Source organism: Microlunatus antarcticus (genome assembly GCF_014193425.1).
GTDB classification, from domain to species: Bacteria; Actinomycetota; Actinomycetes; order Propionibacteriales; family Propionibacteriaceae; genus Microlunatus; species Microlunatus antarcticus.
The window spans coordinates 3,116,018-3,139,282 of record NZ_JACHZG010000001.1 but is presented as its reverse complement, the minus strand read 5'-3'; the positions used below and the strand labels follow the sequence as shown (position 1 = coordinate 3,139,282).

27 protein-coding genes are annotated in these 23,265 nt (G+C 74.0%); 11 read left to right on the top strand and 16 right to left on the bottom strand.

Going from position 1 to position 23,265, the window contains the following annotated elements; translation table 11 throughout:
* Nucleotides 1-16: 16 nt before the first annotated feature.
* Nucleotides 17-721, top strand: coding sequence for a GNAT family N-acetyltransferase (locus tag FHX39_RS14665; protein WP_183339599.1), 705 nt, complete (start codon nucleotides 17-19; stop codon nucleotides 719-721).
* Here FHX39_RS14665 and FHX39_RS14660 read toward each other — a convergent pair.
* Complete coding sequence (locus FHX39_RS14660; RefSeq protein WP_183339597.1) at nucleotides 718-1,707, bottom strand: epimerase; 990 nt, start codon at nucleotides 1,705-1,707, stop codon at nucleotides 718-720. The genes FHX39_RS14665 and FHX39_RS14660 overlap by 4 nt on opposite strands.
* Before the next feature lie 35 nt (nucleotides 1,708-1,742).
* On the opposite strand from FHX39_RS14660, the gene FHX39_RS14655 reads away from it, so the two are divergent.
* Nucleotides 1,743-2,558, top strand: coding sequence for a GNAT family N-acetyltransferase (locus FHX39_RS14655; protein WP_183339595.1), 816 nt, complete (start codon nucleotides 1,743-1,745; stop codon nucleotides 2,556-2,558).
* Nucleotides 2,559-2,648: 90 nt separating this feature from the next.
* Here FHX39_RS14655 and FHX39_RS14650 read toward each other — a convergent pair whose 3' ends face one another.
* From FHX39_RS14650 to FHX39_RS14635, 4 genes are all read right to left on the bottom strand, one after another.
* Nucleotides 2,649-3,332 (bottom strand): histidine phosphatase family protein, encoded by a 684-nt coding sequence (locus FHX39_RS14650; protein ID WP_183339593.1) that lies wholly within the window; start codon nucleotides 3,330-3,332, stop codon nucleotides 2,649-2,651.
* Between the two features lie 28 nt (nucleotides 3,333-3,360).
* Entirely contained in the window at nucleotides 3,361-3,717 is a 357-nt protein-coding gene (locus FHX39_RS14645; RefSeq protein WP_183339591.1) for a hypothetical protein, read from the bottom strand.
* A 177-nt stretch (nucleotides 3,718-3,894) separates the two neighbouring features.
* Nucleotides 3,895-4,674 carry an isocitrate lyase/PEP mutase family protein gene (locus FHX39_RS14640; protein WP_183339589.1) on the bottom strand — a complete coding sequence of 260 codons (780 nt, stop codon included), beginning with the start codon at nucleotides 4,672-4,674 and terminating at the stop codon, nucleotides 3,895-3,897.
* A complete protein-coding gene (locus FHX39_RS14635; RefSeq protein ID WP_183339587.1) occupies nucleotides 4,671-5,210 on the bottom strand; it encodes a cyclophilin-like fold protein in 540 nt (179 codons plus the stop codon). Before FHX39_RS14635 ends, FHX39_RS14640 begins: the two co-directional genes overlap by 4 nt.
* 102 nt (nucleotides 5,211-5,312) lie before the next feature.
* Here FHX39_RS14635 and FHX39_RS14630 point away from each other — a divergent pair, with 102 nt between their 5' ends.
* Nucleotides 5,313-6,182 carry a helix-turn-helix transcriptional regulator gene (locus FHX39_RS14630; RefSeq protein ID WP_183339585.1) on the top strand — a complete coding sequence of 290 codons (870 nt, stop codon included), beginning with the start codon at nucleotides 5,313-5,315 and terminating at the stop codon, nucleotides 6,180-6,182.
* On the opposite strand, the gene FHX39_RS14625 is transcribed toward FHX39_RS14630, so the two are convergent.
* The 8 genes from FHX39_RS14625 to FHX39_RS14590 form a co-directional block, all read right to left on the bottom strand.
* Nucleotides 6,179-6,700 (bottom strand): GAF domain-containing protein, encoded by a 522-nt coding sequence (locus FHX39_RS14625; protein WP_183339583.1) that lies wholly within the window; start codon nucleotides 6,698-6,700, stop codon nucleotides 6,179-6,181. The genes FHX39_RS14630 and FHX39_RS14625 overlap by 4 nt on opposite strands.
* A gap of 154 nt (nucleotides 6,701-6,854) precedes the next feature.
* Nucleotides 6,855-7,709 (bottom strand): NAD(P)H-binding protein, encoded by an 855-nt coding sequence (locus tag FHX39_RS14620; protein ID WP_183339581.1) that lies wholly within the window; start codon nucleotides 7,707-7,709, stop codon nucleotides 6,855-6,857.
* Between the two features lie 51 nt (nucleotides 7,710-7,760).
* Nucleotides 7,761-8,171, bottom strand: a complete 411-nt coding sequence (locus FHX39_RS14615; protein ID WP_183339579.1) for a DUF3592 domain-containing protein — start codon at nucleotides 8,169-8,171, stop codon at nucleotides 7,761-7,763.
* Between the two features lie 69 nt (nucleotides 8,172-8,240).
* Complete coding sequence (locus tag FHX39_RS14610; protein WP_183339577.1) at nucleotides 8,241-8,966, bottom strand: anti-sigma factor; 726 nt, start codon at nucleotides 8,964-8,966, stop codon at nucleotides 8,241-8,243.
* Nucleotides 8,954-9,580, bottom strand: coding sequence for a sigma-70 family RNA polymerase sigma factor (locus FHX39_RS14605; RefSeq protein WP_332836846.1), 627 nt, complete (start codon nucleotides 9,578-9,580; stop codon nucleotides 8,954-8,956). Before FHX39_RS14605 ends, FHX39_RS14610 begins: the two co-directional genes overlap by 13 nt.
* A 38-nt stretch (nucleotides 9,581-9,618) precedes the next feature.
* Nucleotides 9,619-10,329 carry a class F sortase gene (locus FHX39_RS14600; RefSeq protein ID WP_183339575.1) on the bottom strand — a complete coding sequence of 237 codons (711 nt, stop codon included), beginning with the start codon at nucleotides 10,327-10,329 and terminating at the stop codon, nucleotides 9,619-9,621.
* Between the two features lie 7 nt (nucleotides 10,330-10,336).
* Nucleotides 10,337-11,185, bottom strand: a complete 849-nt coding sequence (locus FHX39_RS14595; RefSeq protein WP_183339573.1) for a DUF4397 domain-containing protein — start codon at nucleotides 11,183-11,185, stop codon at nucleotides 10,337-10,339.
* A gap of 88 nt (nucleotides 11,186-11,273) precedes the next feature.
* Entirely contained in the window at nucleotides 11,274-12,062 is a 789-nt protein-coding gene (locus tag FHX39_RS14590) for an MBL fold metallo-hydrolase (protein ID WP_183339571.1), read from the bottom strand.
* An 83-nt stretch (nucleotides 12,063-12,145) separates the two neighbouring features.
* On the opposite strand from FHX39_RS14590, the gene hrcA reads away from it, so the two are divergent.
* From hrcA to FHX39_RS14575, 3 genes are read left to right on the top strand one after another with little or no spacing between them, the layout of a single operon-like run.
* Nucleotides 12,146-13,141, top strand: a complete 996-nt coding sequence (gene hrcA, locus FHX39_RS14585; protein WP_183339568.1) for a heat-inducible transcriptional repressor HrcA — start codon at nucleotides 12,146-12,148, stop codon at nucleotides 13,139-13,141.
* 27 nt (nucleotides 13,142-13,168) lie between these two features.
* On the top strand, nucleotides 13,169-14,341 hold the full coding sequence (gene dnaJ, locus FHX39_RS14580) for a molecular chaperone DnaJ (RefSeq protein WP_183339566.1): 1,173 nt from the start codon (nucleotides 13,169-13,171) through the stop codon (nucleotides 14,339-14,341).
* Nucleotides 14,338-15,069 (top strand): 16S rRNA (uracil(1498)-N(3))-methyltransferase, encoded by a 732-nt coding sequence (locus tag FHX39_RS14575; RefSeq protein ID WP_183339564.1) that lies wholly within the window; start codon nucleotides 14,338-14,340, stop codon nucleotides 15,067-15,069. The genes dnaJ and FHX39_RS14575 overlap by 4 nt, the downstream gene beginning before the upstream one ends.
* A 208-nt stretch (nucleotides 15,070-15,277) precedes the next feature.
* On the opposite strand, the gene FHX39_RS22215 is transcribed toward FHX39_RS14575, so the two are convergent.
* A complete protein-coding gene (locus FHX39_RS22215; protein ID WP_183339562.1) occupies nucleotides 15,278-18,010 on the bottom strand; it encodes an Ig-like domain repeat protein in 2,733 nt (910 codons plus the stop codon).
* A gap of 164 nt (nucleotides 18,011-18,174) precedes the next feature.
* Here FHX39_RS22215 and FHX39_RS14565 point away from each other — a divergent pair, with 164 nt between their 5' ends.
* The 4 genes from FHX39_RS14565 to pip are packed head-to-tail and all read left to right on the top strand — an operon-like array spanning nucleotide 18,175 to nucleotide 21,402.
* Nucleotides 18,175-19,116 (top strand): ROK family protein, encoded by a 942-nt coding sequence (locus FHX39_RS14565; protein ID WP_183339560.1) that lies wholly within the window; start codon nucleotides 18,175-18,177, stop codon nucleotides 19,114-19,116.
* Complete coding sequence (locus FHX39_RS14560; RefSeq protein ID WP_183339558.1) at nucleotides 19,101-19,916, top strand: inositol monophosphatase family protein; 816 nt, start codon at nucleotides 19,101-19,103, stop codon at nucleotides 19,914-19,916. Before FHX39_RS14565 ends, FHX39_RS14560 begins: the two co-directional genes overlap by 16 nt.
* Nucleotides 19,917-19,945: 29 nt before the next feature.
* The gene (locus FHX39_RS14555; protein WP_183339556.1) at nucleotides 19,946-20,392 is read left to right on the top strand and encodes a DUF5709 domain-containing protein; all 447 of its coding nucleotides are present in this window, start codon (nucleotides 19,946-19,948) and stop codon (nucleotides 20,390-20,392) included.
* Nucleotides 20,389-21,402 carry a prolyl aminopeptidase gene (gene pip, locus FHX39_RS14550; RefSeq protein WP_183339554.1) on the top strand — a complete coding sequence of 338 codons (1,014 nt, stop codon included), beginning with the start codon at nucleotides 20,389-20,391 and terminating at the stop codon, nucleotides 21,400-21,402. The genes FHX39_RS14555 and pip overlap by 4 nt, the downstream gene beginning before the upstream one ends.
* An 87-nt stretch (nucleotides 21,403-21,489) precedes the next feature.
* Here the strand turns inward: pip and FHX39_RS21310 are convergent, their stop codons facing one another.
* Nucleotides 21,490-21,855 carry a dihydrofolate reductase family protein gene (locus FHX39_RS21310; protein WP_332836953.1) on the bottom strand — a complete coding sequence of 122 codons (366 nt, stop codon included), beginning with the start codon at nucleotides 21,853-21,855 and terminating at the stop codon, nucleotides 21,490-21,492.
* 30 nt (nucleotides 21,856-21,885) lie between these two features.
* Nucleotides 21,886-22,062: a hypothetical protein gene (locus FHX39_RS21305; protein WP_232530635.1), complete on the bottom strand. Its 177-nt coding sequence runs from the start codon at nucleotides 22,060-22,062 to the stop codon at nucleotides 21,886-21,888.
* Nucleotides 22,063-22,315: 253 nt separating this feature from the next.
* On the opposite strand from FHX39_RS21305, the gene FHX39_RS14540 reads away from it, so the two are divergent.
* The gene (locus tag FHX39_RS14540; RefSeq protein ID WP_183341481.1) at nucleotides 22,316-23,251 is read left to right on the top strand and encodes a PhoH family protein; all 936 of its coding nucleotides are present in this window, start codon (nucleotides 22,316-22,318) and stop codon (nucleotides 23,249-23,251) included.
* The last annotated feature ends 14 nt before the right edge of the window (nucleotides 23,252-23,265 follow it).

Here is a 23,265-nt window from a genome sequence, read left to right as displayed (position 1 = left end):
GTCCTAGGCTCGACGGGTGGAACCTGGGACGCGCGCGATCGTGGAGCTGGCGTGGGCGCGCCGGCTCGGGCTGCCGGACGACGCCCTCGAGCCGGGCACGTCGTGGCGGCTCACCCGGGTCGACAGCTCGGTGGCGATGTTCGTCAGCCTGTGGGAGCACCGCGTGCTCGTCGGGCCGGACTGGCTGCTCGACCGCGCCGAGGGCGTCGACGACGGCGTGCTGGCGTCGGGTCCCGGCCTGCTCGGGCTGACCGCGGAGACGGCCGACGGGGCGGCGCCGGGCCGGCTGCTGGGGGCGGGGATCCTGTCCTTCACCGACCGCTACGTCGAGCACGAGGCCCTGGAGACGGTCGTCGTCGCCGACGACCCGCAGGCCGTGCACGACCTCGAGCGGCAGTGCCCGCCGGACGACGTGACCGAGGTCGGCCTCGGGCGGATGGCCGACCGCTTCGTCCTGCTCGACGACCGCGAGGCCCCCGACGCCGGGTCGGGCTACGACGAGTGGCAGGGCATCCTCGCGAACGTAGGCGTCCTGGTCCCGCCCGCGCTGCGCCGGTCCGGGCGTGGCCTGCTCGCCGGAGCGATGGCGACGAACGACGCGCTCGACTCCGGCCTCGTCGCGCAGTGGCGGTGCCGCGCCGAGAACGTCGCCTCCCTGGGCCTGGCCCGCCGCCTCGGCTACGAGCCGGTCGGCACGCAGACCACGGTCGCGCTCGCCTAGCGGGTGGCGCCCGGGACGAGGTCCGCGACCGCGGCGTCGAGCTCGGGCCAGCGGAACGTGAAGCCGGCGTCGAGAAGACGTTCCGGGACGGCCCAGCGGCTCTTGAGCACGAGCTCGGACTCCTGGCGCAGCACGACCATCCCGATCTCCAGGAGCCACCGCGGTGCGGGTAGCCCGAAGGGGGCGTGCCCGGCCCGGCCGAGGGCGGCCATCAGCGCACGGTTCGTGCTGGTGCCGGGTGCGGCGAGGTTCACCGGGCCGGCCACCTCGTCGTGCTCGTCGAGGAACGCGACCGCCGCGACCAGGTCGTCGACGTGGATCCAGCTGAAGCGCTGGTCGCCGTCACGGGTGTCGTGGTGACCCCGCCACCGGGGCGGCCCCGTCGGGGTCGGCCCGATGCCGCGGTAGCGCCGGTGCGGGAACCACCACCCGTCCTGCTGCGGGCCGCCCATTCCGAGGCGGGCGGCGGTGAGCAGCTTGTTGAGCGCCGGACCGTCGCCGAGCACGATCGCCATCCGCAGCGCCACCCGTCGGGTCGCCGGCAGCTCGCCGGCGAAGAACGTGCGCTCCCAGTCGCGCGCCACGTCGACGGAGAAGCCCTCGCCGAGCTCGCCGTCGTCCTCGGTCTGCGGTCGGTCGGTCGCGTGGCGGTAGATCGTCGCGGTGCTCGCGTTCAGCCACAGCCGCGGCGGTCGTACGGCGCGGCGTACGGCGTCGCCGAGCGCGCCGGTCGTCCGGGTCCGCGAGAGGTAGATCTCCTCGCGGTGGGCGTCGGTGTAGCGGCAGCCGACGCTACGCCCGGCGAGGTTGACCACGAGGTCGGCGCCGTCGACGGCGGCGTCGAGCGCCGCCCGGTCGTCCCAGCGCACGTCCGGCCCGCGACGCCCGACGACCACGACGTCGTACCCGCGTGTCCGCAGGTCCTGCGCCAGCCGCGGGCCGAGGAAGCCGGAGGCCCCGGCCAGGACCGCGCGTGCACCGTTCATCAGGCCACGCTGCCACACCCGCCAGACTCGGGGGCATGAGCACCGAGACCGACTACCTCGCGGCGTACGACGCGCAGCTGCGCACCGACGCGGAGACCCCCAGCGCGATCCGGGTCGAACGGCTCGGTCCCTTGCGGCTGGTGACCTTCGCCGGTGGGCGCGGCTTCGTCACCTACCGCGACCTCGCGGGCGCCGACGCCGAGACGATCGCGGACTGGGTCGCGCAGGCGCTCGACCACTACGCGGGCGACCCCGCGATCGACCGGGTCGAGTGGAAGACCCGCGGACATGATCATGCTCCGGGGTTGCACGACGCGCTGATCAAGCGCGGCTTCGCGCCCGAGGAGACGGAGTCGATCGTGATCGGGCGGGCCGACCTGCTCGACGTCGACGTCTCGCTGCCCGACGGGGTGCACCTGCGCCGTGTCACCGACGAGGCCGACGTCCGGGCGATGAGCGCCATGCAGGACATCGCCTTCGGCGACGCGGTGTCGGCGGAGATGGCCGACGCCCTGCTCCGGCGGCTCGCCCTCGACGACGGGATGGAGCTCTGGGTCGCGGAGTCCGCCGGCGACGTCGTCGGCGCCGGGCGGCTGGAGCCCGTCGTGGGGACCGACTTCGCCGGCGTCTGGGGTGGCGCCGTGCTGCCCACCTGGCGCGGGCGGGGGATCTACCGCGCGCTCACCGCCGTACGGGCCCGCTCGGCGCTCGCGCTCGGCAAGACCCTCGTCCACAGCGACTCGACCGCGTGGTCGCGCCCGATCCTGGAACGTTCCGGTCTGGTCGCCGTCTCCACCACCACGCCCTACCGCTGGCGCCGGCCTGCTCCTCCCGAGGTCCGCGAGAGGTAGGTTGCCGCGCTTTCCAGCGCTGAAAGTTCGCGGCAACCTACCGCTCGCCGAGGGGGTGAGGGGTGGGGAAACCCTGGTGCGCGTCCTGCTTCAGTCGGTCTCGGCGTCCAGGTCGTCGGTGCTCTCGCCGGTGACGTCCTGCGCGGCGCGGTCGAGCAGGGCGCTCCCGCCGAGCGGCTCGGCGTGCCAGCGGTCGAGCCGCCAACCCGACGCCGGGTCGCCGACGAGGACGGCCAGGCCGGTGTTCGCGAGCCACAGCTCGTGGGACTCCTCGGGGCTGAGGCGGGTGGCGAGGGCGGCGTACGCGCGGATGGCGGCGCCGTGGCTGAAGACGACGGCGGTCGCGTCGGGCCGGTGCGCGTCGACCACGGCGGCCACCGCCGCGTCGTACCGGGCCCGGAAGGCATGCCCGTCCTCGCCGCCGGGTACTGCGTGGTCGAGGTCGCCGGCCATCCAGGCCGCCAGGCTTCCCACGTACGCCTCGACCGCCTCGGGCTCCGAGCTCATCTCGTACGCGCCGGCCGAGACCTCCTCGAAGCCGTCCCGGACCTCGACCCGCAGGTCCCGGGCGCGGGCCAGGGGAGCGGCGGTCAGCTGGGTGCGGACCAGTCGGCTCACGTAGATCCCGTCGACGCGCTCGTCGGCGAGGGCGGCCGGGACCGCGGCGGCCTGGGCCTCGCCGAGGGCGGTCAGCGGCAGCCCCGGGACCGCGGTGTCGAGCGCCCCGGCGACGTTGGCGGGGGTCTGGCCATGACGGATCAGGAGCAGGCGCACCGCACGCATGCTTCCCGACCGCCGCCGGTCACTGCGGGGCGGGGGGCTCCGCGACGTCGGCCTCGATGATCGAGGAGGCGCCGGCGGCGCGCGCGTCGAAGTTGGTGGTGCGCTCCTGCAGACGCGTGAGCGACGCGCCGTCGCCGAGCGGGACCACGACGTGCACGCTGTCGCTCTGGCGCACGCCGGGGTGGTCCAGCACCTGGTCGACGAGCTCGCTGCGGGCCTCGGGCGGCGCCTCGCCGCGACGGGCGGTCAGGGCCACCGAGGCCTTCCCGTGCGGCTCCGGCGGCGCGGTGACCTCGGCGGCGGCCACGACGCGCCCCTCGTGCTGGACCTTGAGGGAGTCCTTCTTGGCCCGGGGGTCGTGCGCTGCGTCGGTCATCTGAGCTCCTGGGGGCTGCGGCGGGCCGCAGAGGGGTCGACCTGGACGGCGACGGCTGCCCACACCCTCGCACCGGCCGCATCCCGGTGTCCACGCGAGACCCGGAGGCGGTGTCTGGGCCGGAGGAGCGAGGGGTACGGGAGGCCCGGCCCAGCGAGGGCCGGGCCTCCCGGGCGGTCAGTTCAGCGCGCGGGTCCCGGCGGGCAGGACGCCGCCGGCGACGATCTCGGCGGCCGCGTCCTGGAGCGCGGTCAGGGCCACACGCTGGGTGAAGGGGCCCGTCGACACGCGCGCGACGCCCAGCTCCTGCAGCTCGCGGGCGGGCAGCGAGACACCGGGGACGCTGATCACGGTCAGCCGGCGAGGACCGAACGCCTCGGCGACCGTACGGATCTCCTCGCGGTCGACCAGGCCCGGGACGAAGACGACCGGGGCGCCGGCGGCGAGGAACGCCTGGCCGCGGCGGATCGCCTCGTCGATCACCTGGCCGCGCGGGGCGTCGCCGGCCCTGGCCACGGCGTCTGTCCTGGCGTTGAGCACGAAGTCGATGCCGGCGTCGCGACCGGCAGCGATCACGGCCTCGACCGCGGCCACGGCCTCGTCGAACGGCTTCATCTGGTCCTCGAGGTTGCCCCCGACGACACCGACCTCGATGGCGCGCCGTGCGGTGGCGCCTGCGTCGCCGTACCCGGCCTCGAGGTCCATCGTGACGGGGACGTCCACGGCGGCGACGATGCGTCGGACCATGTCGAGGTGCAGCTCGAGCGGGATGTTCTCGCCGTCGTCGTAGCCGAACGTCGCGGCGATCGAGTGGCTCGCGGTGGCGAGGGCCTTGACCCCCGGCGTCGCGGCGACGGTCCGGGCCGAGACGACGTCCCAGACGTTGGCCAGGACGAGGATGTCCTGGGCGGTGTGGAGGTCGAGCAGGGTCTGGGCGCGCGTGGCGAGATCACTCATGCCCGCCCCAACCCGGCCCGGGGCGTGGGCATTCCCGTCGCCGCCCCTCCGGCTCGGACGGCGTGGACGGTGACCGTCGTGCTGCGGCCCGCCCCGGCGACCGCGTCGAGCCCCTCGGTCACGGTGCCCAGCGGCACGAGGCCGGGCGGGGGGACGGTCTGCCCGAGGTCCTCGTAGAAGACGGCGACGTCCCCGCTCGGGGGCCAGTAGTAGACGCCGCCCACCGCGGGGTCGAGGACGCGCTCGTCGTCCGCGACCGGCAGCGGCGTGGAGAGGTGGACCGCCTTCGCCTGACCGAGCAGGTCGCGCCACCGCAGCGGGACCGGGGCCTGCTCGGCGAACGCCCGGCCCGCCGGCGTGTCGAGCAGCGCCACAGTGACGGCGGCCCCGGACGGTGCGGTCGACGGGGCGGGCGCGGGCCGCTGGAGGCAGCCGAGGGCCGGCGCCGCGAGCACGACGAGCACGGAGGTGGGCAGCACCGCGGCTGCTCGCGAGAGGCGGGTACGGGTGCGGGTCCGCACCGTCGAGTGGTCCATGCGTCCCAGCCAACGTCGGTCGTCGGGAGGGGCCCAGCCCCTGACGATGCGTGTACTCGTGGTGCCTCCCTCGTCCGGGCCGGCCGCTCTAGGGTCGGACCCATGGACAACCGGGCCGAGGTCTCCGAGTTCCTGACCTCGCGCCGGGCCGGCATCACCCCCGAGCAGGTCGGTCTGGCCCAGTACGGGCAGCGCCGCGTTCCCGGGTTGCGTCGGAGCGAGGTGGCCGCGCTCTCGGGCGTGAGCGTCGAGTACTACGCCAAGCTCGAGCGCGGGCTGCTCGGAGGCGTCTCGGCCGGTGTCCTCGACGCCCTCGCTCGCGCCCTGCGGCTCGACGACGCCGAGCGTCGTCACCTGTTCCACCTCGCCCAGGCGGCGGACGGCACGACCGCCGCCATGCGTCCTCGCCGGGCCGGCCGGGCTCGCTCGATCCGGCCCGCCACGCAGTGGGCCCTGGACAGCATCACGGCGGCCCCGGCGATCGTCGGCAACGAGCGGTCGGACCTGCTGGGCGCCAACCACCTCGGCCGCACGCTCTACGCCGACCTCTACGCGACCCCGGCCCGTCCGCCCAACTTCGCCCGCTTCACGTTCTTCGACGCCGCGGCGCGACGGTTCTTCCCCGACTGGGAGGCCGCGGCCGCCACGACCGTCGCCAACCTGCGTACGGCGGCCGGCCGAGACCCCCACGATCGTGAGCTCCAGGACCTCGTCGGAGAGCTCTCGACGCGCAGCGACGACTTCCGGCGTCGCTGGGGGGCCCACGACGTCCGGACCCACGGGGCCGGCGTGAAGCACTACCGCCACCACGTCGTGGGCGACCTCGAGCTGAGCTACCTCAGCTCCGACCTGCGGGCCGAGCCGGGACTCAGCCTGACCATCTACGCCGCCGAGCCGGGATCGCCCACGGCCGAGGCGCTGGCGCTGCTCGCCTCCTGGGCCGCGACGCGGGAGGACAGCGCGGTGTCCTAGCGGGCGAGCCGACGCAGCAGGACGGACGACAGGGGAGCCGTCAGCGTGTGAAGGTGGGCGAGGTCGAGCTCGGCGAGCCCGCCGACGGTGTCGGAGTAGAGGTTGAGGGTGGCGAGCGGCCGCAGGTTCGAGACCAGCAGCACCGAGAGCGCACCCGTCAGCCCGAGGTCGGAGACGGCCTCGGCGCACCAGCGGGTCCACCGTGTCTCGGTCCGCAGGTCCGCGGCGACGACGCTGTGCCCGGTCCGGACGGACTGGAGGCACGGGCCCTCGCCGAGCGCGTCCTGCAACTCGTCGGCACGCCGGGCGGTGCGGTCGGTGGAGACCCGGACCGTGAGCCGCCCGCCGGTCACGGTCGTGACGCTGGCGTGGTGGCAGCCGTCGACGAGCGACGGGAGCAGGTCGACCCGGTGCTGGAGGCGGAGGTGGGCGTCGAGCTCGTCGCGGGCCGAGGGCCGCGCACGGCCGTGGGCGTAGGTGGTGCGCGTCGGCGCGTCGATCAGGGGGGTCGTGGCCACGGGGCCTCCAGGTGCACCCAGGTGCCCGCGGCGTCGCGGGCCCTGCTCGTCGGAGTGGATCTTCTGGTCCCCGTTGTTCGGAAGCGTACCGAGGTCCGGCCCGCTCCACACGCGATTCGGCGTGCTCGCGCCCGACGGTGTGAGGTCGGGCCGGTCAGCCCTGCGGTGCGAAGTCCGCCCGGTGGTCCTCGACCCACCGGGCGAAGGTCAGGGCTGGCCGACCCAGCACGTCCTCGACGCCGGGCAGCACGATCCCGTCGCGGACGCCGCTCGCCTGCTCGAGCATGGTGAGCAGCGCGTCGGCCAGCCCCTCGTTCACCCACGGGTTCGCGAGCATCTCGGCGCGGGCCTGGTCGCGGGTCTGCTCCTCGAAGCGCACCGGCCGACCGAGGACCTCGGCGAGGACGCGGACGCGGTCGAGCTGGCTCAGCGGCTCCGGGCCGGACAGCGCGTACGCCCGACCGGCGTGACGCCCGGGGTCGAGGAGCGCCGCGACCGCCACCGCGGCGATGTCGGCCTCGTGGACGGGGGCGGCCGTCGAGTCTCCGAAGGGCTGGCGCACGACGCCCTCGGCCCGGACCGACGCGGCCCAGCCGAGGGTGTTGGCCATGAACATCCCCGGCCTGATGTGGGTCCACGTCATCGAGGAGGCCTCGACGGCCTCCTCGACCGCCAGGTGGCGTCGTCTCAGGGGCTCCAGCTCCGGGGGCGTGTCCATCGCGACGGAGATGGACGACAGGACCACCACGTGCCGTACGACCGCCGCGGCCGCCGCCTCGGCCACCGCGCGCACGCGGGCGGGCTCGGGGAAGAGGTAGAGGGCCCGGACCCCCGCGAGCACCTCGGCCGGCAGCTCCTCGGTGAGGTCACCCGCGACGGCCTCGACGCCGTCGGGCCAGTCGACCCGTCCGGGCCGCCGGCTGAGCGCCCGCACGGGCTCCCCGCGGCCGACCAGCTGGTCGACCACCTGCCGCCCCACGTTCCCCGACGCGCCCGTCACCAGGATCATGGTCCGGACCCTAGACCCGTACGACGGGCCCGGACGAGGCTCGGCCGGTCGTCAGGTGAGCGCGACGAGCCCGACGACGAGACCGATCACGACGGCCAGGGAGCCGACCACGACGAAGACCACGCCCACGGTCGAGCCGTCGACGATCCCGCCGTCGACCACGGCGTCGTGCGGGTCGGCCGGGTTGACCAGGACGGGGACGTCGCGCCCGACCGGGTCACGCAGGACGGACGAGGTGTAGCGGTTCCAGAACAGCACCTGCGTGCCGTCGCGCCGGTAGGCGACCTGGCACCGCACCAGGTCCCCGTCCGGCCGGGTGGCCACCACGCGACCCGGGTAGGCGTGCCAGGTGCGTCGCCGCCGGCGGGTGCTCGCCAGGGTGCGCGCCCCCAGGACGACGAAGACCGCCCCGAGCAGGACGAACCCGGCGCTGAGGAGCGTGAAGGCCTGACCGAAGGTCACGGCAGGAGGGCAGGCGAGCCGCGGGTCGGACGAGGCGTGCGCCGCGGGCGGCCCGGAGTCAGACCGGCGTCAGCCCGGGAGCCGGCCGCGGACGAGGCTGTGCTGGGAGTGCGCGGCGTCGCCGTCCTCGGGCTCGAGGGAGATGTCGACCGTCTGGTAGCCGTCGAGCCGGTCGTCGGTCGGCGTCGGGAGCCAGTAGCTGGCGTCGCCGGACGAGGGGAGGACCCCGAGCGCGTACATCCGGCGTCCGTCGCTGTTGATCAACCAGACCTCGTGGTAGTCCCGGGTGGGCGAGGAGGTGAGGGTGGCGTGGACGCGCAGCTGCAGGGTGTCGCGGTCGCGGACGAGCTCGGCCGTGCCCTCGCCGGTCTCGCCGGGCAGCGGGGCCAGGACGGTGCTGGCGACCAGAGCCGGACCGGCGACCGGTTCGTCGGACGAGCGCAGGGCGAGCACACCCAGCGTCCCGCCGACGCCCACGACCAGGCCGGAGACCGCCGCGACGGCGACCAGGGCACCGCGCCGGCGCGAGGCCGGCCTGGAGGACGCCGGGCGAGGCGGTGCCGCCACGGGCTCGTCGCCCGCCAGGTCCCGCTCGACGGCGGCCCAGACCTCGGGCCGGGGCGGACGCAGGTCGCTCGGCCGGACCGCGCGGGCGTCGCGGGCGAGATCGCTCAGCGCGCCGAGCTCCCGGCTGCACGAGGCGCAGGAACCGAGGTGGTCGAGCTCGTCGGGCGTCGCCCGGTGGTCGGCGTCGGCCGCGAGGGCGGCGAGCTGCTCGTCGCTCAGGTGGGCCACGCCGCTGCCTCCTTCAACCGGCTCCGCAGGTGGAGCAGCGCCCGTCGGGCGTGGCTCTTGACCGTGCCCAGCGGCAGCCCGAGCCCCTCGGCGATCTGGGCGTACGTGTAGCCCTCCCAGTAGGCCATCCGCAAGATCGTCCCACGCGGGTCGGGCAGCTGCTGGATCTCCGCGACGAGCACGAGGCGTTCGAGGTCCCGCTCGGGCGGCGGTCCCTCCGCCGGGGTCGTGACGGCCTCGCTCTCGAGCGTGGTGACCAGGCGCAGCTGGCGCTGGTGGCGACGGTGGTGGTCGACCAGGCGGTGCCGGGTGATGCCGACGAGCCAGCCGGCGAGGCTGCCACGCTCGGGGGCGTAGTCCGCGCGGCTGCGCCAGGCGCTGACGAACACCTGCTGCGTCACGTCCTCGGCGTCGGCGGCGGTGCGCACCTCGCGCAGCGCGAGCGTGTGGACGAGGGGAGACCAGCGTCGGTACGCCTCCTCGAGGCAGGCGCGGTCGCCCGCGACGAAGCCGCGCGCCAGACCGTCGTCGGCCGTCATCGGCTCCCCGTCCCCGTACGCGGTGGTGACCTCGTCGACCGGCTCGGCGTCGAGCTGGCGTGTGCGCGGGGCCACTGCCACCCATGGTGAACCACGACCGGCGACCTCGGCGCTCACCGGGGAACCGCCGTGACGACGAGGTTGTCCTGGTAGCCGCCGTTCTCCGCGTCGTACGCGCCACCGCAGGTGATCAGCCGGAGCACCGCGGGACCGGAGCGGTCGAACACGGCGTCGGGCGTGAAGTCGTCCTTGTCGATGCGCTGCACCTTCGTCACCTCGTACGTCGTGGTGCCGTCGTATCCGTCGTGCAGCTCGACCCGGTCGCCCCGCTCGAGCCCGGCCACACGGGTCAGGGGGCCCGCGCCGTAACGGTCGCTGTCGACGTGGCCCGCGACCACGACGGCACCCCGACGGTCCCCGGGCGCGGCGCCGAAGCGGTACCAGCCGAGCTCGGTCGGCTTCTCGGGCAGCGCCATCTGCCCGTTCTTCGCGACGCCCGTCGGCACCACGCGCAGGTCGAGGCCGACCGCCTTCGCCACGACCCGGTCGGGCGCGGTGCGGTCGACCGGCTTGCGCGGCGTGGCCGGGCGGGTCTTCCACGCGCGCTCCGGGACGTCCCGGGCGCTGGCCGAGGGCGTCGGTGCGGGCTCCAGCGCCGGAAGGGTGGCGGGAGCGACCGGCTCGAGCTGCGTCGAGACGGGGACGCCGGCCGCCACGGTGGGCGTGGCGACGACCTGCTGGCCCGCGAGCAGGACCAGCAGGGCGGACGCAGCCAGGACGGCTGGCCAGAGCCAGCCGTCCTGCCGCGGGGGTCGTACGGTCAACGCGAGGTCACCGCAGGGTCGGGACCTTGACGCCCCGGCCGGACCGGCCGAGCAGGCGCGAGCCCGCCAGGACCAGACCGGCGAGGCCGATCCCGAGCAGCCCGAGGGTCGCCGGCGACGCCGCGGCCGCCTGACCACCGGTGCCACCGGGGACGCCGCCCGGGTTGCCGCCCATGCCGTCGATCGTCTGCACGGCCAGCTCCAGGTTGTCGTCCTCGGCCGAGCCCCACGCGTACACGATCGTGGTCGTGCCCTCCGCGAGGTCGACGTCGGCCGGGCCGATGACGCTGTCGTCCTCGCCGGCCAGGGTCACGTCGGCGCTGATCGTCCCGGCGGGCAGCTCGGCGCTGGCCTCGTCGGGGTTCTCCAGGTCGGCGAAGGCCACGTCACCGTCGGCGCGGACGTCCACGGCCGGGGCCGCGGCGTCGTGCCGCACGATGAGCCGCGCGTCGCCGGCGTCGATGCCCGAGACGTCGTTCGCGTACGCGGTCAACTCCGGGTCGCCACCGGAGTCGAGGTGGGCCACGACGGTGACGTTCGCGCCGGCCGGGACCTCCGCGTTCTCCAGCTCGGCGACGGCGTCGCCGTCGGCCCCGTCACCGGCGGCGACGACCTTGAGGTCGTAGCTGCCGGCGGGCAGCATCTGCGGGTCGGTCAGCGTGCCGGGCTCGAAGTCGGTGAGCAGCGCCTTGCCGTTGGCGTAGACGTCGACCGTCGCACCGGGCACCGCGTGGAGGATCGACACCGTGGCGGTGTCGGCGGCGCTCGCGGTGGTGGTCGGGAGCAGCAGGGCCCCGGACGCGACGGCCAGGGCGACCGCCCCGATGACGGGGCGGGTGTGGGCGGACGTTCTCATGCGGCCTCCAGGTGGGGTGGGATACCTGGACTGCGCCCGGGCGGCCGATCGGGATGCGCGCGGCCGGAAAAAGAATCGGGCCCCTGCGTCAGGCGAGCGGCAGCGTGCGCCGAGGGGTGATCGGACCGAGCTGGGCGAAGGCGACCTCCAGGCCCGGAGCGAGCGTCGCGACCGGGTAGGCCCAGTCGCCCTGGTCCGCCGCGTCGACCGCTCCCACGCCGGCTTCGGCGAGCCGGCGCACCTCGCCCGCGACCGAGGCCAGCCGGCCGCGCTGCTCGTACACGTACGGCCGGTCGACCGGGTCGCCGTGACCCGGCACGGCGCGGGTCGCGGCCGTCATCAGCCCGATCACCCCGTCGACCGTGACCGGCCACTCCTGCAGGAACGAGTCCGGCCCGAGCGAGGGCGGCGCGGCCTGCTCCACCAGGTCGCCGACGAGAAGGAGGTCGGCGTCGGGGACGACCACGACCAGGTCGCCGCCGGTGTGCCCGCGGCCGAGGTGCGCGACCTCCACCCGGCGTCCGCCCAGGTCGAAGGCGACGGCGAGCACCATCGGCCGACTGACGCCCGGTACGTCCTCGTGGCCAACGGTGACCAGGTCGGCGAACGCCGGCAGCCCGAGCAGGTGGTCGTCGTGGGCGTGCGTGACCACGACGACCTCGAGCGGCACGTCGCAGACCTCGGCCACCGCCGCGCGGACCGTACGGCCCTGCTCCGGGCTCGACCCGGTGTCGACCAGCAGCGCCCGCTCGGCGCCGGCCACGAGCACGAGGTTGACCGCGTCCGGCTCGGCGACGGCCCGCCAGACCGAAGGCGCCAGCTCCTCCCACGGCCCGAGGTCGTACGTCGGCTCGGCGTCCTGCTCGGGCTGGGTCACGGGGCTAGACTGGCACTCACCGCACGCGAGTGCCAAAGCGCTGCCGGGCGTCCCGCCGCGGCGCCGGCGAAGGGGGTGACCGCATGGACGACCGCAAGCTGCAGGTGCTCCGCGCCATCGTCACCGACTACGTGTCGAGCCAGGAGCCCGTCGGGTCCAAGGCGCTGGTGGACAAGCACGACCTCGGTGTCTCCCCGGCCACGGTCCGCAACGACATGGCCGCGCTGGAGGAGGAGGGCTACATCACGCAGCCCCACACCAGCGCGGGCCGCATCCCGACCGACAAGGGCTACCGGCTCTTCGTCGACCGGCTCGGCACGGTCAAGCCGCTCTCCACGGCCGAGCAGCGGGCGATCCAGACGTTCCTGTCGGGGGCGCTCGACCTCGACGACATCCTGCTCCGGACGGTCCGGCTGCTCGCCCAGGCGACGCAGCAGGTCGCGATCGTGCAGTACCCGACGCTGAGCCACTCCACGGTGCGTCACGTCGAGCTCGTCTCGCTCTCGACGACCCGCGTGCTGCTCGTGCTGATCACCTCGACCGGACGGGTCGAGCAGCGTTCGCTCGAGGTGCCCGAGCTCGACGAGGACAGCCTGGGCGAGATGCGGTCCCGGCTGAACGTCGCCGCCGCGGGAAAGACGCCCGAGGAGGCCGGCGCGAACCTGTCCGGGCTGCTCACCGCGCTGTCCGAGCCGACGCTCCCGCTCGGCCGGGTCGTGGTGACCGCGCTGCTCGAGATGCTGGGCAGCGAGACGTCGACCCGCATGGTGATCGGCGGGATGCCCTACCTGACCCGGTACGCCGCCGACCCGGGCAGCATGAAGCCGGTGCTGGAGGCCCTCGAGGAGCAGGTCGTCCTGCTCACCCTGCTGGGCGAGGCCACCTCCGACGCCGTCACGGTCCGGATCGGGCAGGAGAACCCGTTCAAGGAGCTCCAGACGACCTCGGTCGTCGCCAGCGGCTACGGCAGCCGCGCCACCCTCGGGGTCGTCGGTCCGACACGGATGGACTACCCCTCCACGATGGCCTCCGTCCGCGCGGTCGCGCGGTACGTGGGCCGATTCCTCGCGCAGGGCTGACCAGAATCAGGATGACCGACCACCCCCATGGCTGCTGACTACTACGAGACGCTCGGCGTCTCCCGCGACGCCTCACCCGAGCAGATCAAGAAGGCCTACCGCCAGCTCGCGATGAAGCTCCACCCCGACGTGGCCACCGAGCCCGACGCGGGGGAGCGCTTCAAGGCGGTCGCGGAGGCGTACGAGGTCCTCGCCGACCCGAAGAAGAAGGACCTGTACGACCGCGGCGCCGACCCGCTGGGCGGTGGCCTCGGCGGCGGGTTCTCCGGCGGCTTCACCAACCAGGGCGGCTTCGACTTCGGCAACCTCGTCGACGCCATGTTCGGCGGCGGCCAGGCCGGCCGCGGTCCCCGGTCGCGCGTCCGGCGCGGCCAGGACGCGCTCGTGCGGCTCGACCTCGAGCTGGCCGAGGCCGCGTTCGGCGTGACCAAGCCGCTGCGGGTCGACACCGCGGTGCTCTGCCCGCTCTGCCAGGGCAGCGGCGCGCAGGAGGGCTCCGAGCCCGTCGAGTGCCGCACCTGCCACGGCCAGGGCGACGTCACGCACGTGCAGCGCTCGTTCCTCGGCGACATCCGCACCACGCAGCCCTGCCCGACCTGCGGCGGCTACGGCAGCGTCATCCCCAACCCGTGCCCGGAGTGCTCGGGCGACGGCCGGGTGCGATCCGCGCGGACGATCAACGTCAAGATCCCGGCCGGCGTCAGCACCGGCAACCGGATCCACCTGGCCGCGCACGGCGAGGTGGGGGCCGGCGGCGGTCCCGCCGGCGACCTGTACGTCGAGCTGGTCGTCGCGCCGCACGAGATCTTCCGCCGCGAGGGCGACGACCTCGAGGTGACGGTCCGGATCCCGATGACCGCCGCCGCGCTCGGCACCGAGGTCACCGTGCAGACGCTCGAGGGCGACCTGCCCGACACCGACGACGAGGACCGGGAGGTCCGCGTCACGGTCGCGCCGGGCACGCAGTCCGGCACCCGGGTGGCGCTCGACGGCTGGGGTGTTCCCAAGCTCCGCTCCAACGGGCGCGGTGAGCTGGGCGTCACGCTGCTCGTGCAGACGCCGACGCGCATCGACGACGAGCAGCGCGAGCTCCTGCGCCAGCTCGCCGAACTGCGCGAGGAGACGGCACCGGACGGCACCGTGCAGAAGCAGGGCCGCGGGGTCTTCGGGCGCCTGCGCCACGCCTTCGCCGACCGGTGACCGACGCGCTCTTCCTGCTCGAGAGCCTGGCCGGGACGCGGCCGCCCGTGGGTGGCGAGGTGCTCGTCGACGGCCCCGAGGGTCACCACGCCGTCACGGTGCGGCGGCTCCGTGCAGGTGACCGCGTGGTCGTGGCCGACGGGTCCGGCGGCGGGGTGCGCGGCGAGGTGGTCGACGCGACGAAGGCTGGGCTACGGGTCCGGGTCACCGAGGTGCTCGACCAGCCCGCGCCACCCGTACGGCTGGTCGTCGCGCAGGCGCTGGCCAAGGGGGACCGCGCGGAGCTGGCCGTGGAGATGCTGACCGAGGTCGGCGTCGCCGAGGTGGTTCCGTGGCAGGCGTCGCGGTCGATCGCGCGCTGGTCGGCCGACCGCGTGGAACGCGGCCTCGGCCGGTGGCGGAGCACGGCCCGCGAGGCGGCCAAGCAGTCCCGGCGGCTGCAGGTCCCGACGGTCTCCGAGCCGGTCGGCACCCGCGCCCTGGCCGAGCGGCTGGCTGCAGCCGACCTCGCCCTCGTGCTGCACGAGGACGCCACCGAGGCCATCGCCCGGGTCGCGCTGCCGTCCGCCGGCGAGGTGGTGATCGTGGTCGGGCCCGAGGGCGGCATCAGCCCGGAGGAGCTGACTGCCTTCGAGGCCGTGGGCGCCCGTACGGTCCGCGTCGGCGACCACGTGCTGCGGACCTCGACGGCCGGCGTCGTCGCGCTCGCCGCCCTGATCAACCGCTGACGCCGTACGGTCGCGCGCCCCCGGGCACACCCTGCTGACCTCAGCACACCTTCCCCACCCCGGCATACCCTGCTCGCCCCGGCACACCCTGCAGGGTGTGCCGATGTGGGGAGGGTGTGCCGATCCCGGCCGCACGACGGCCGCAGACGTGACGCGGGGCGCGGTGGGCTTTCGCCCGCCGCGCCCCGCGCCGTTTACGGCTTCCGGATCAGCTGATCACCTTGAGCTTGATCGTGTACTTCGAGGTGGTCTTGATCCCCAGGTTGTAGGTCTTGCCCGGCTTGAGCGACGTCGGGATGGTGTAGCCGAGAGCCCACTCGTCGTCGTTCTCGGTGGCCTTGAACTTGTCACCGCTCTTGCTCGGCGTCTTCGGCGCCTCGACCGGCTTGTAGACCTGCGGTCGCTTGCTGCTCTTCGCGACCAGCGTGACGGCCTGACCGGCCTTGACGGTGTACGCGCCGTCCACGTACGGGGCGTCGACGATGCCCCGGACGTACGTGCTGGCGCGGACCGTCCTCGTGGTGGTGTTCCCCGCCTGGTCGACCGCGATCACCGAGTAGGTCACGGCCTTGCCGTCGACCTTCCGCTGGGCGGCGCAGGCCGACACCCCGGACAGCGCGTCCGTGGCGCGGCACCCGGCCTCGGGGGCCGACGAGAAGAACCGGTCGCCGTCCTCGACCCCGAGCGCGTCGACCACCGGCTTGGTGGTGTCGATGTTGATGCCGGTGACGCTCGCCGTGGCGACGCCGCCGTCCTCGGCGATGATCGTCTTCGACACGCCCTGCGACGCGGCGTCGGCCGACAGGGTGACCGGGTCGGGGCAGTCGTCGGTGAGCGGCGCGCTCCCCTCGACGCAGTCGAAGGACACCGTCACCGACGCGCGGTACCAACCGGTCGGCGACTTCACCGCGTCGCTCGAGACGGTCGCCTTGATGGTCGGGCTCTTCCGCAGGGTGGACGTGGAGGACCCGGCGAAGTCGTCGTCGCCGCTGTAGACGACGCTGACGAACGTGTCCGCGGGGATGGTCCCGTCGTACGCCGCCTTGCCGCGTACGAGCGTCACCGGGTCGGAGACCGTGTCGCCGAAGCTGAAGACGACCGTGCCTTCCGGCGTCCCGGCCCCCGGGGCCACCGCAGCGACCACGACCGAGGCCTGGTTCGCGCGGACCGTGAGGTCGGTGCTGGTCTTGGCCTGGGCGACGGGCAGCGACTGCTCGACGCTGGACTCCGCGTAGGTCTCGTCGAGCGGGGTGAAGACGGCCTTGACCGGGTGGCCGCCGGCGCCCAGGTCGGTCGGCAGATCGATGCTGGCCGTGCCCTCGAGGACGGAGACGCGGTCACCGAAGGGCTTGCCGTCGACCGAGAGCTGGACGAAGCCGGCCGTGGTGCCGGTCACCGTGACGGTCGCCGTCACCGGCTGGCCGTAGACCGGGGTCTCCTGGTCGAACGTGAGCGCGCTGGTCGTCCTGATCAGGTTGACGGCCACCTCCTGGTTCACAGGTATGGCGGCCTTGTAGTCGACGGTTCCTGCCTGTGCGGCGAGGACGACGCACCGGCCCGCGGCCGTCAGCGTCACCGTCTTCGCCGCGTTGTCGACCGTGCACACACCGTCGGCCGAGCCGGCACCGAGGCTGTAGACAACCGGTGAGCCGCTGGTCGTCGACCCCGTGGCCTCCAGGGGGATGACGTCGCCGATCGTGCCCGAAGTGGGCAGCGGCGGGAAGGTGATGGTCTGGTTGCCCTGGCCGATCTTGAAGGACACCACGTTGTGCCCGGGCGCGTGGGTCTCGTCGCCCGGCAGGTCGCCCGCGATGACGCAGGTGCCGACGTGGTCGAAGCTCACGGCAACACGGTCGACGCTGCACGCGCTGTTCGTGGTGGTCGGGTCCACGCTGAAGGTCACGACACCCGGGCCGGAGGCGTCGGCGGAGACGTTCCGGGACTTGCCCCCCACCACGGCGCCGTCGAAGCTGCTCGTGAAGGAGACGGTGTACGCGGGAAGGTTCGCGTAGCTCAGCGTGATCGCGCCGTCGCCGGACTGGACGCCCGCGGCGCCGACCACGTCGGTCACGCTCGCCGCCGCGAACCCAGCGCCGCCGCCGCCGCCGGACCCCACGTCGGTTCCGGGGAAGTCATCGATGGTGCCGCCCCCGCCGCCCCCCGCGTGGAAGCCGCCACCGCCCCCTGCTCCGGGCTCACTGCTCGAAGGTCCGAAGAGCGAGTCGGCGAAGCCGCCCCGCCCGCCGGTCGGCAGACCCGTGGCCTCGTCCGCGTCCCCGCTGCCTGACTGCCCGAAGGGATTCCCGCCTGTCCCGTTCGCGTCGAGCGTCCCGGGCTGGCCGCCGGTCGAGCTCGATCCGTCCGCCCCCGCGTCTGCTGCTGACCCAGCCCCGCCACCGGAGCCGCCGGCTCGACCATCGCTTGCGCCGCCCCCACCGCCGGCTGCCAGCAGGAGCTCGGCGTCGAACACGTATGACGCACCGCCGCCGCTGGCACCCCCGCCGTCGCCCCAGTAGTTGTAGCCGCCGGCCCCGCCACCGCCGTAGGTTCCCGAAGCCCCGTCCGGCGAGTCGGTCGAGGTCGTGCCACCTGCCCCGACGACGACCTCGAGCTCGTCGCCCGGCTCGACGGAGAAGGTGCCCGTCGTCCGGCCGCCCAGGCCGGCCACGGCCGGGGTCGCCGAGCTGCCGCCCGCGGCTCCCGAGACGTCGGCGGTGAGCGACGTGACGCCCGACGGCACCGTCCAGGTCTGCAGCGCGCCCGTGGCGGCAAAGGTCACGGTGCAGGTGCCGTCGGCGCACACGGGCTGCGGACCGATGGGCTCGGCAGAGGCCGTGCCGGACGACGCCGACCACAGCAGGGAGGAGCTGGTCGCGAGGACCAGGAGGGAGATCCCGCCGTGGCCGAGGCGTCGGCGCAGACGAGGAGGTTTCGGGCTCACGAGGACCGTCCTGAGAAGAAGAAGTGGGCCCCCGAGCCAGCTCGAACGTACATGAGAAAGATCTGAAGAAATAGTGGTTCCTACGGGTTAAAACGTAAACGATCTCCGACTCCTCCTGCCGGCGCGCAAACGTGCTCCGGCCCCGTCTTGGTACGGTCACCGCGATGTCCACCTCACCCCGCGCCGAGTCCCGCGTCCTGATCGGCGTCGACTGGGGCGGGACGAAGATCGAGGCGGCCGCGCTGGCGCCCGACGGCTCCGAGCTGGTCCGCCTCCGGACCCCGACGCCCCGCTCCGACTACGACGCCTGCCTGGCCACCGTCGTCCGGCTCGTGGCCGAGGTGGAGGCCGAGGTCGGGACCACGGGAACGATCGGCGTCGGCCTGCCCGGCTCGTTGGATCCGCGTACGGGGGTGGCCAAGGGCTGCAGCTCGACCTGGCTGATCGGCCGGCGCCCGGAGGACGACCTGCGGACCGCGTTCGGTCGGGACATCCGCACGATGAACGACGCGGACTGCTTCGCGGCCTCGGAGGCGCACGACGGGGCCGGAGCGGGCCACCGCGTGGTCTTCGCCGTCATCCTCGGCACCGGGGCCGGCGCCGGCATCGCGGTCGACGGGCGGGTGCACTCCGGTCCCAACCACTCGGCGGGCGAGTGGGGGCACAGCGCGCTCCCGTACCCGCATCTCTCCGAGGTCCCCGGGCCCGCCTGCTACTGCGGGCGGCACGGCTGTCTGGAACGGTGGGTGTCCGGCCGGGCGCTGGCCCGCGACTACCGCGAGCACGCCGACATCGACCTCGTCGACCCGGCGCAGCTCACCGCGGTCGACGTGGTGCAGCGCATGCGGACGGGCGAGCGGCTGGCGCGGATGATCTTCGACCGCTATCTCGACCGGCTGGCCCGCGGCCTGTCCCAGGTCGTCAACGCCCTCGACCCGGACGTCTTCGTCCTGGGCGGGGGCATGTCCAACGTGGACGAGCTGTACGCCGAGCTGCCGGACCGCATCGCGTCGTACACGTTCTCGCCCTGCTTCTACACACCCGTCGTGCGCGCCGCGCACGGCGACTCGAGCGGCGTCAGGGGAGCGGCATGGCTGTGGCGATGAGTCCGGGCACCAGCGGGGGCGACGACGGGCTGGACGCACGCTTCGCCTTCGGTCTCGACCTGGTCCGCGAGGCCGGGGAGCTCGCCCTGCGGCACTTCCGCAGCCTGTCCACGCTCGTCGTGCACCGCAAGGGCCCGCGCGACGTGGTCAGCGAGGCCGACACCGAGGTCGAGGACCTGATCCGCGCCCGGCTGCGCGAGACGTTCCCGGACGACGGCTTCCTCGGCGAGGAGACCGGCTCGCTCGAGGTCGACGGTTCCGCGGGCACCTGGGTCGTCGACCCGATCGACGGCACCCAGCCCTTCGTCAGCGGCCTGCGGTCCTGGTGCGTCTCCATCGCGTACGTCCGTGCGGGCCGCGTCGAGCTCGGCTTCGTCAACAGCCCGGCGGCGGACGAGCTGTTCGTGGGCCGCCGCGGCGGCGAGGCCACGCTGAACGGCGTCCGCATCACCCCGCACCCGGGGACCACCCTGCTCGACGGCCTCGTCTACGTAGGGGCCTCGCCGCGGGTGACCGCGGAGCAGGTGGTCCCGATGATCGACCGGCTGCTGCGCGCCGGCGGCATGTTCGTCCGCAGCGGGTCGGGGGCCCTCGGGCTGTGCGACGTGGCGTGCGGGCGGCTGCTCGGCTACGTCGAGCCCCACATCAACACCTGGGACTGCCTCGGCGCGATCGCGGTGCTCGAGGCCGCGGGGTGCCGGGTCGACTACGGCGACGCCACCGCGGAGCTGCTGCACGGCGGCCCGATCGTCGCGGGCCCGCCGGCGGTGTTCGACCAGCTCGTCTCGCTCACCGGCTGACCCCGGCAGACGCATGGCAGGCTGGCCCCATGAGTGACAACGCGGACGTCCAGTCGTACGAGCAGACCCCTGACGAGATCGACCAGATGGACCAGGACCAGCTGCAGCCGTACAACAACCTCGACAGCTCCGTGGTCGAGGACGCGCTGGACGAGGGCTACTCGCCGCCCGAGCGTCCGTCGGCCCTGATCCGCGAGGGCGAGCACGAGACGCTCGACCAGCGCCTCTCCGAGGAGATCCCCGAGCCCGACCCGTACGCCGAGGACGACGTCGACGAGGAGGACAACCTCACCGTGCGCGCGGACGAGGAGAACCTCGACGACGGCGAGGTCGGCGACGTGCGTTCCGGTCGCCTGGTCGACCCGAACGAGGGCATCGGCCTCGACGAGGACAAGGACCTGATCGGCGAGGACGTCGGCGTGGACGGCGGCGCCGCGAGCGCCGAAGAGGCCGCCATGCACATCGTCCCGGAGTGACGCTCTACCCCGAGATCGAGCCGTACGCGGAGGGTCTGCTCGACGTCGGCGACGGCCAGCAGATCCACTGGGAGGAGTGCGGGAACCCGGACGGCAAGCCGGTCGTGTTCCTGCACGGCGGCCCGGGTGGCGGCGTCTCGCCCGGCGTCCGGCGGCTGTTCGACCCGGCGCGCTACCGCGTGGTCCTCTTCGACCAGCGCGGGTGCGGCCGCAGCGTCCCGCACGCCAGCACGCCCGAGGCGGACCCGGCGGTCAACACGACCTGGCACCTCGTCGCCGACGTGGAGCGGCTGCGCGAGGCGCGCGGGATCGACCGCTGGCAGGTGTTCGGCGGATCGTGGGGCAGCGCGCTGGGCCTCGCGTACGCCGAGCGGCACCCCGACCGGGTGACCGAGCTCGTCCTGCGGGGCATCTTCACGCTGAGACGCAGCGAGCTCGACTTCTTCTACGGCGGCGAGGCCGGCCAGGTCTTGCCGGAGCGCTACGCGGGCTACCTCGCGCCGCTGCTCGAGCGCGGCCTCGTCGAGGTGACGCCGGGCGGCACGGTCGTGGGCGACCCGATCGCGGCCTACCACGAGCTGCTCTTCGACCCCGACCCCGCGGTGCACGGCCCGGCGGCCGTGGCCTGGGCGACGTGGGAGGCCTCCGCGATCACGCTCGTGCCCGACGAGGCGCTGATCGCCGAGTTCGCGGACCCGGCGTACGCGCTGGCCTTCGCGCGGATCGAGAACCACTACTTCGTCAACGAGGGCTGGTTCTCCACCACACCCGAGGGCGAGGGCCAGCTGATCGCCGACGCCGGCCGGCTCGCGGACGTCCCGGGCGTCATCGTCCAGGGCCGCTACGACCTCTGCACGCCCGCGGTGACCGCCTGGGACCTGCACCGGGCGTGGCCGCAGGCCGAGCTCGTGATGGCCCCGACGTCCGGTCACGCCTGGTCCGAGCCGGAGATCAGCGCGGCGCTGGTCGCGGCGACGGACCGCTTCGCGGACCGCTGGCCGCTGCCCTGATCCTCGAGCCCTGGTCTCTGGGCGAACTTCTGCGCGCCTGACGACCTCACAGGTGCTCGACCGCGCAGAAGTTCAGCCGGACGGGGCTCAGGCGCGCGGCACCCGGTAGTCGAGCTGCACGAACGACCCGGCCCGCGAGCATCCGACGAGCTCCAGCGGTGGGGTGACGAGACGGCGGGGCAGCAGCGGGGCGCCACCGCCGAGGAACACCGGTGCGACACCGAGGTGGACCTCGTCGAGCAGGCCGGCGTCGAGGAACATCCCGACCAGCTCGCCCCCGCCGACCAGCCACAGGTCCTTACCCTCGGGCAGCAGCGCGGCGACCTCCGCGTGCACCGGCTCGACGGCATCACTGACGAACCGCAGGTCTGCGCCCGGGACGCCCGGCAGCTCGCGCGACGTGAAGACCCAGGTGGGCTGCGCGTACGGCCAGCGGGCCGGGTCGTCGCGGATCTCCTCCCGGAGCAGCCACTCGTACGTGGTTTAGCCCATGACGACGGCGCCGATGCCGGCCAGGAACGTCGCGTACCGGCCGGGGACCCCGGCGTCGTCCCCCTCGCCCGGCTCGCCCTCGGAGAACTGGAAGAGCCACGCCAGCGAGTTCTCCTCGTCGGCGATGTAGCCGTCGATGCTGGTGGCCGTGCAGTAGTGCGTCTTCACAGACTGCCTCCGCTTCTCCCTGTGCCGACTGGCCCAGGCTCACTAGACTGGCCGGGTCAAGTGCCCGAGCGGCACGCAGCACCACGTGAGGACCCTCCTGAGCAGGTCAGAGACCGGCAGGCCGGAGCGAGCAGCCCGGCCCGCGAGCACGACCGACATCCGCGGCGACCGCGCGCCGCGCGCCGTCGATGCCGAGCAGGGCGAGAGCGGCTTCGAGGAGCTCCGGCGGATCACCGTCCCGGTGTCGATCGAGATGGTCAACCTCCTCGGCCCGCGCGACGAGTTCCTGCGCATCCTCGAGCGCGAGCTGACCGCGGGCGTGCACGTCCGCGGCAACGAGATCACGCTGTCGGGCGCACCTGTGGCGGTCGACCTCGGCGTCGAGGTCATCAGCGAGCTCGTCACGATCCTCCGCACCGGCCAGGGCCTCACGCCCGACGGCGTGGAGCGGATCGTCTCGATGCTCGCGGAACGTGGCGACACCCGCCCGGCCGAGGTGCTGACCCAGAACATCCTGTCGTCGCGCGGCAAGACGATCCGGCCCAAGACGCTCAACCAGAAGCGCTACGTCGACGCGATCGACCAGCACACGGTGGTCTTCGGCATCGGTCCGGCCGGCACGGGCAAGACCTATCTCGCCGTGGCCAAGGCCGTGCAGGCGCTGCAGGCCAAGGAGGTCAACCGGATCATCCTGACCCGGCCGGCCGTCGAGGCCGGCGAGCACCTGGGCTTCCTGCCCGGCACGCTGAACGACAAGATCGACCCGTACGTGCGACCGCTCTACGACGCGCTGCACGACATGCTCGACCCCGACCTGATCCCGCGCCTGCTCACGGCCGGCACGATCGAGGTGGCGCCCCTGGCCTTCATGCGCGGCCGGACGCTCAACGACGCGTTCATCATCCTGGACGAGGCGCAGAACACCTCGGTCGAGCAGATGAAGATGTTCCTGACGCGGCTCGGCTTCGGGTCGCGCATGGTCGTCACGGGCGACGTCACGCAGGTCGACCTGCCCAACGGCACCGCCAGCGGGCTGCGCCAGGCCGAGGCCATCCTCAGCGAGGTCGACGACCTCTCCTTCTGCCACCTGACCGCGCACGACGTCGTGCGGCACAAGCTGGTGGGTCGCATCGTCGCGGCGTACGAGGTCCACGACGCCGCACAGCCGCCGCCCGTCGCGCGGCGCTGACGCCCACCCGGAGA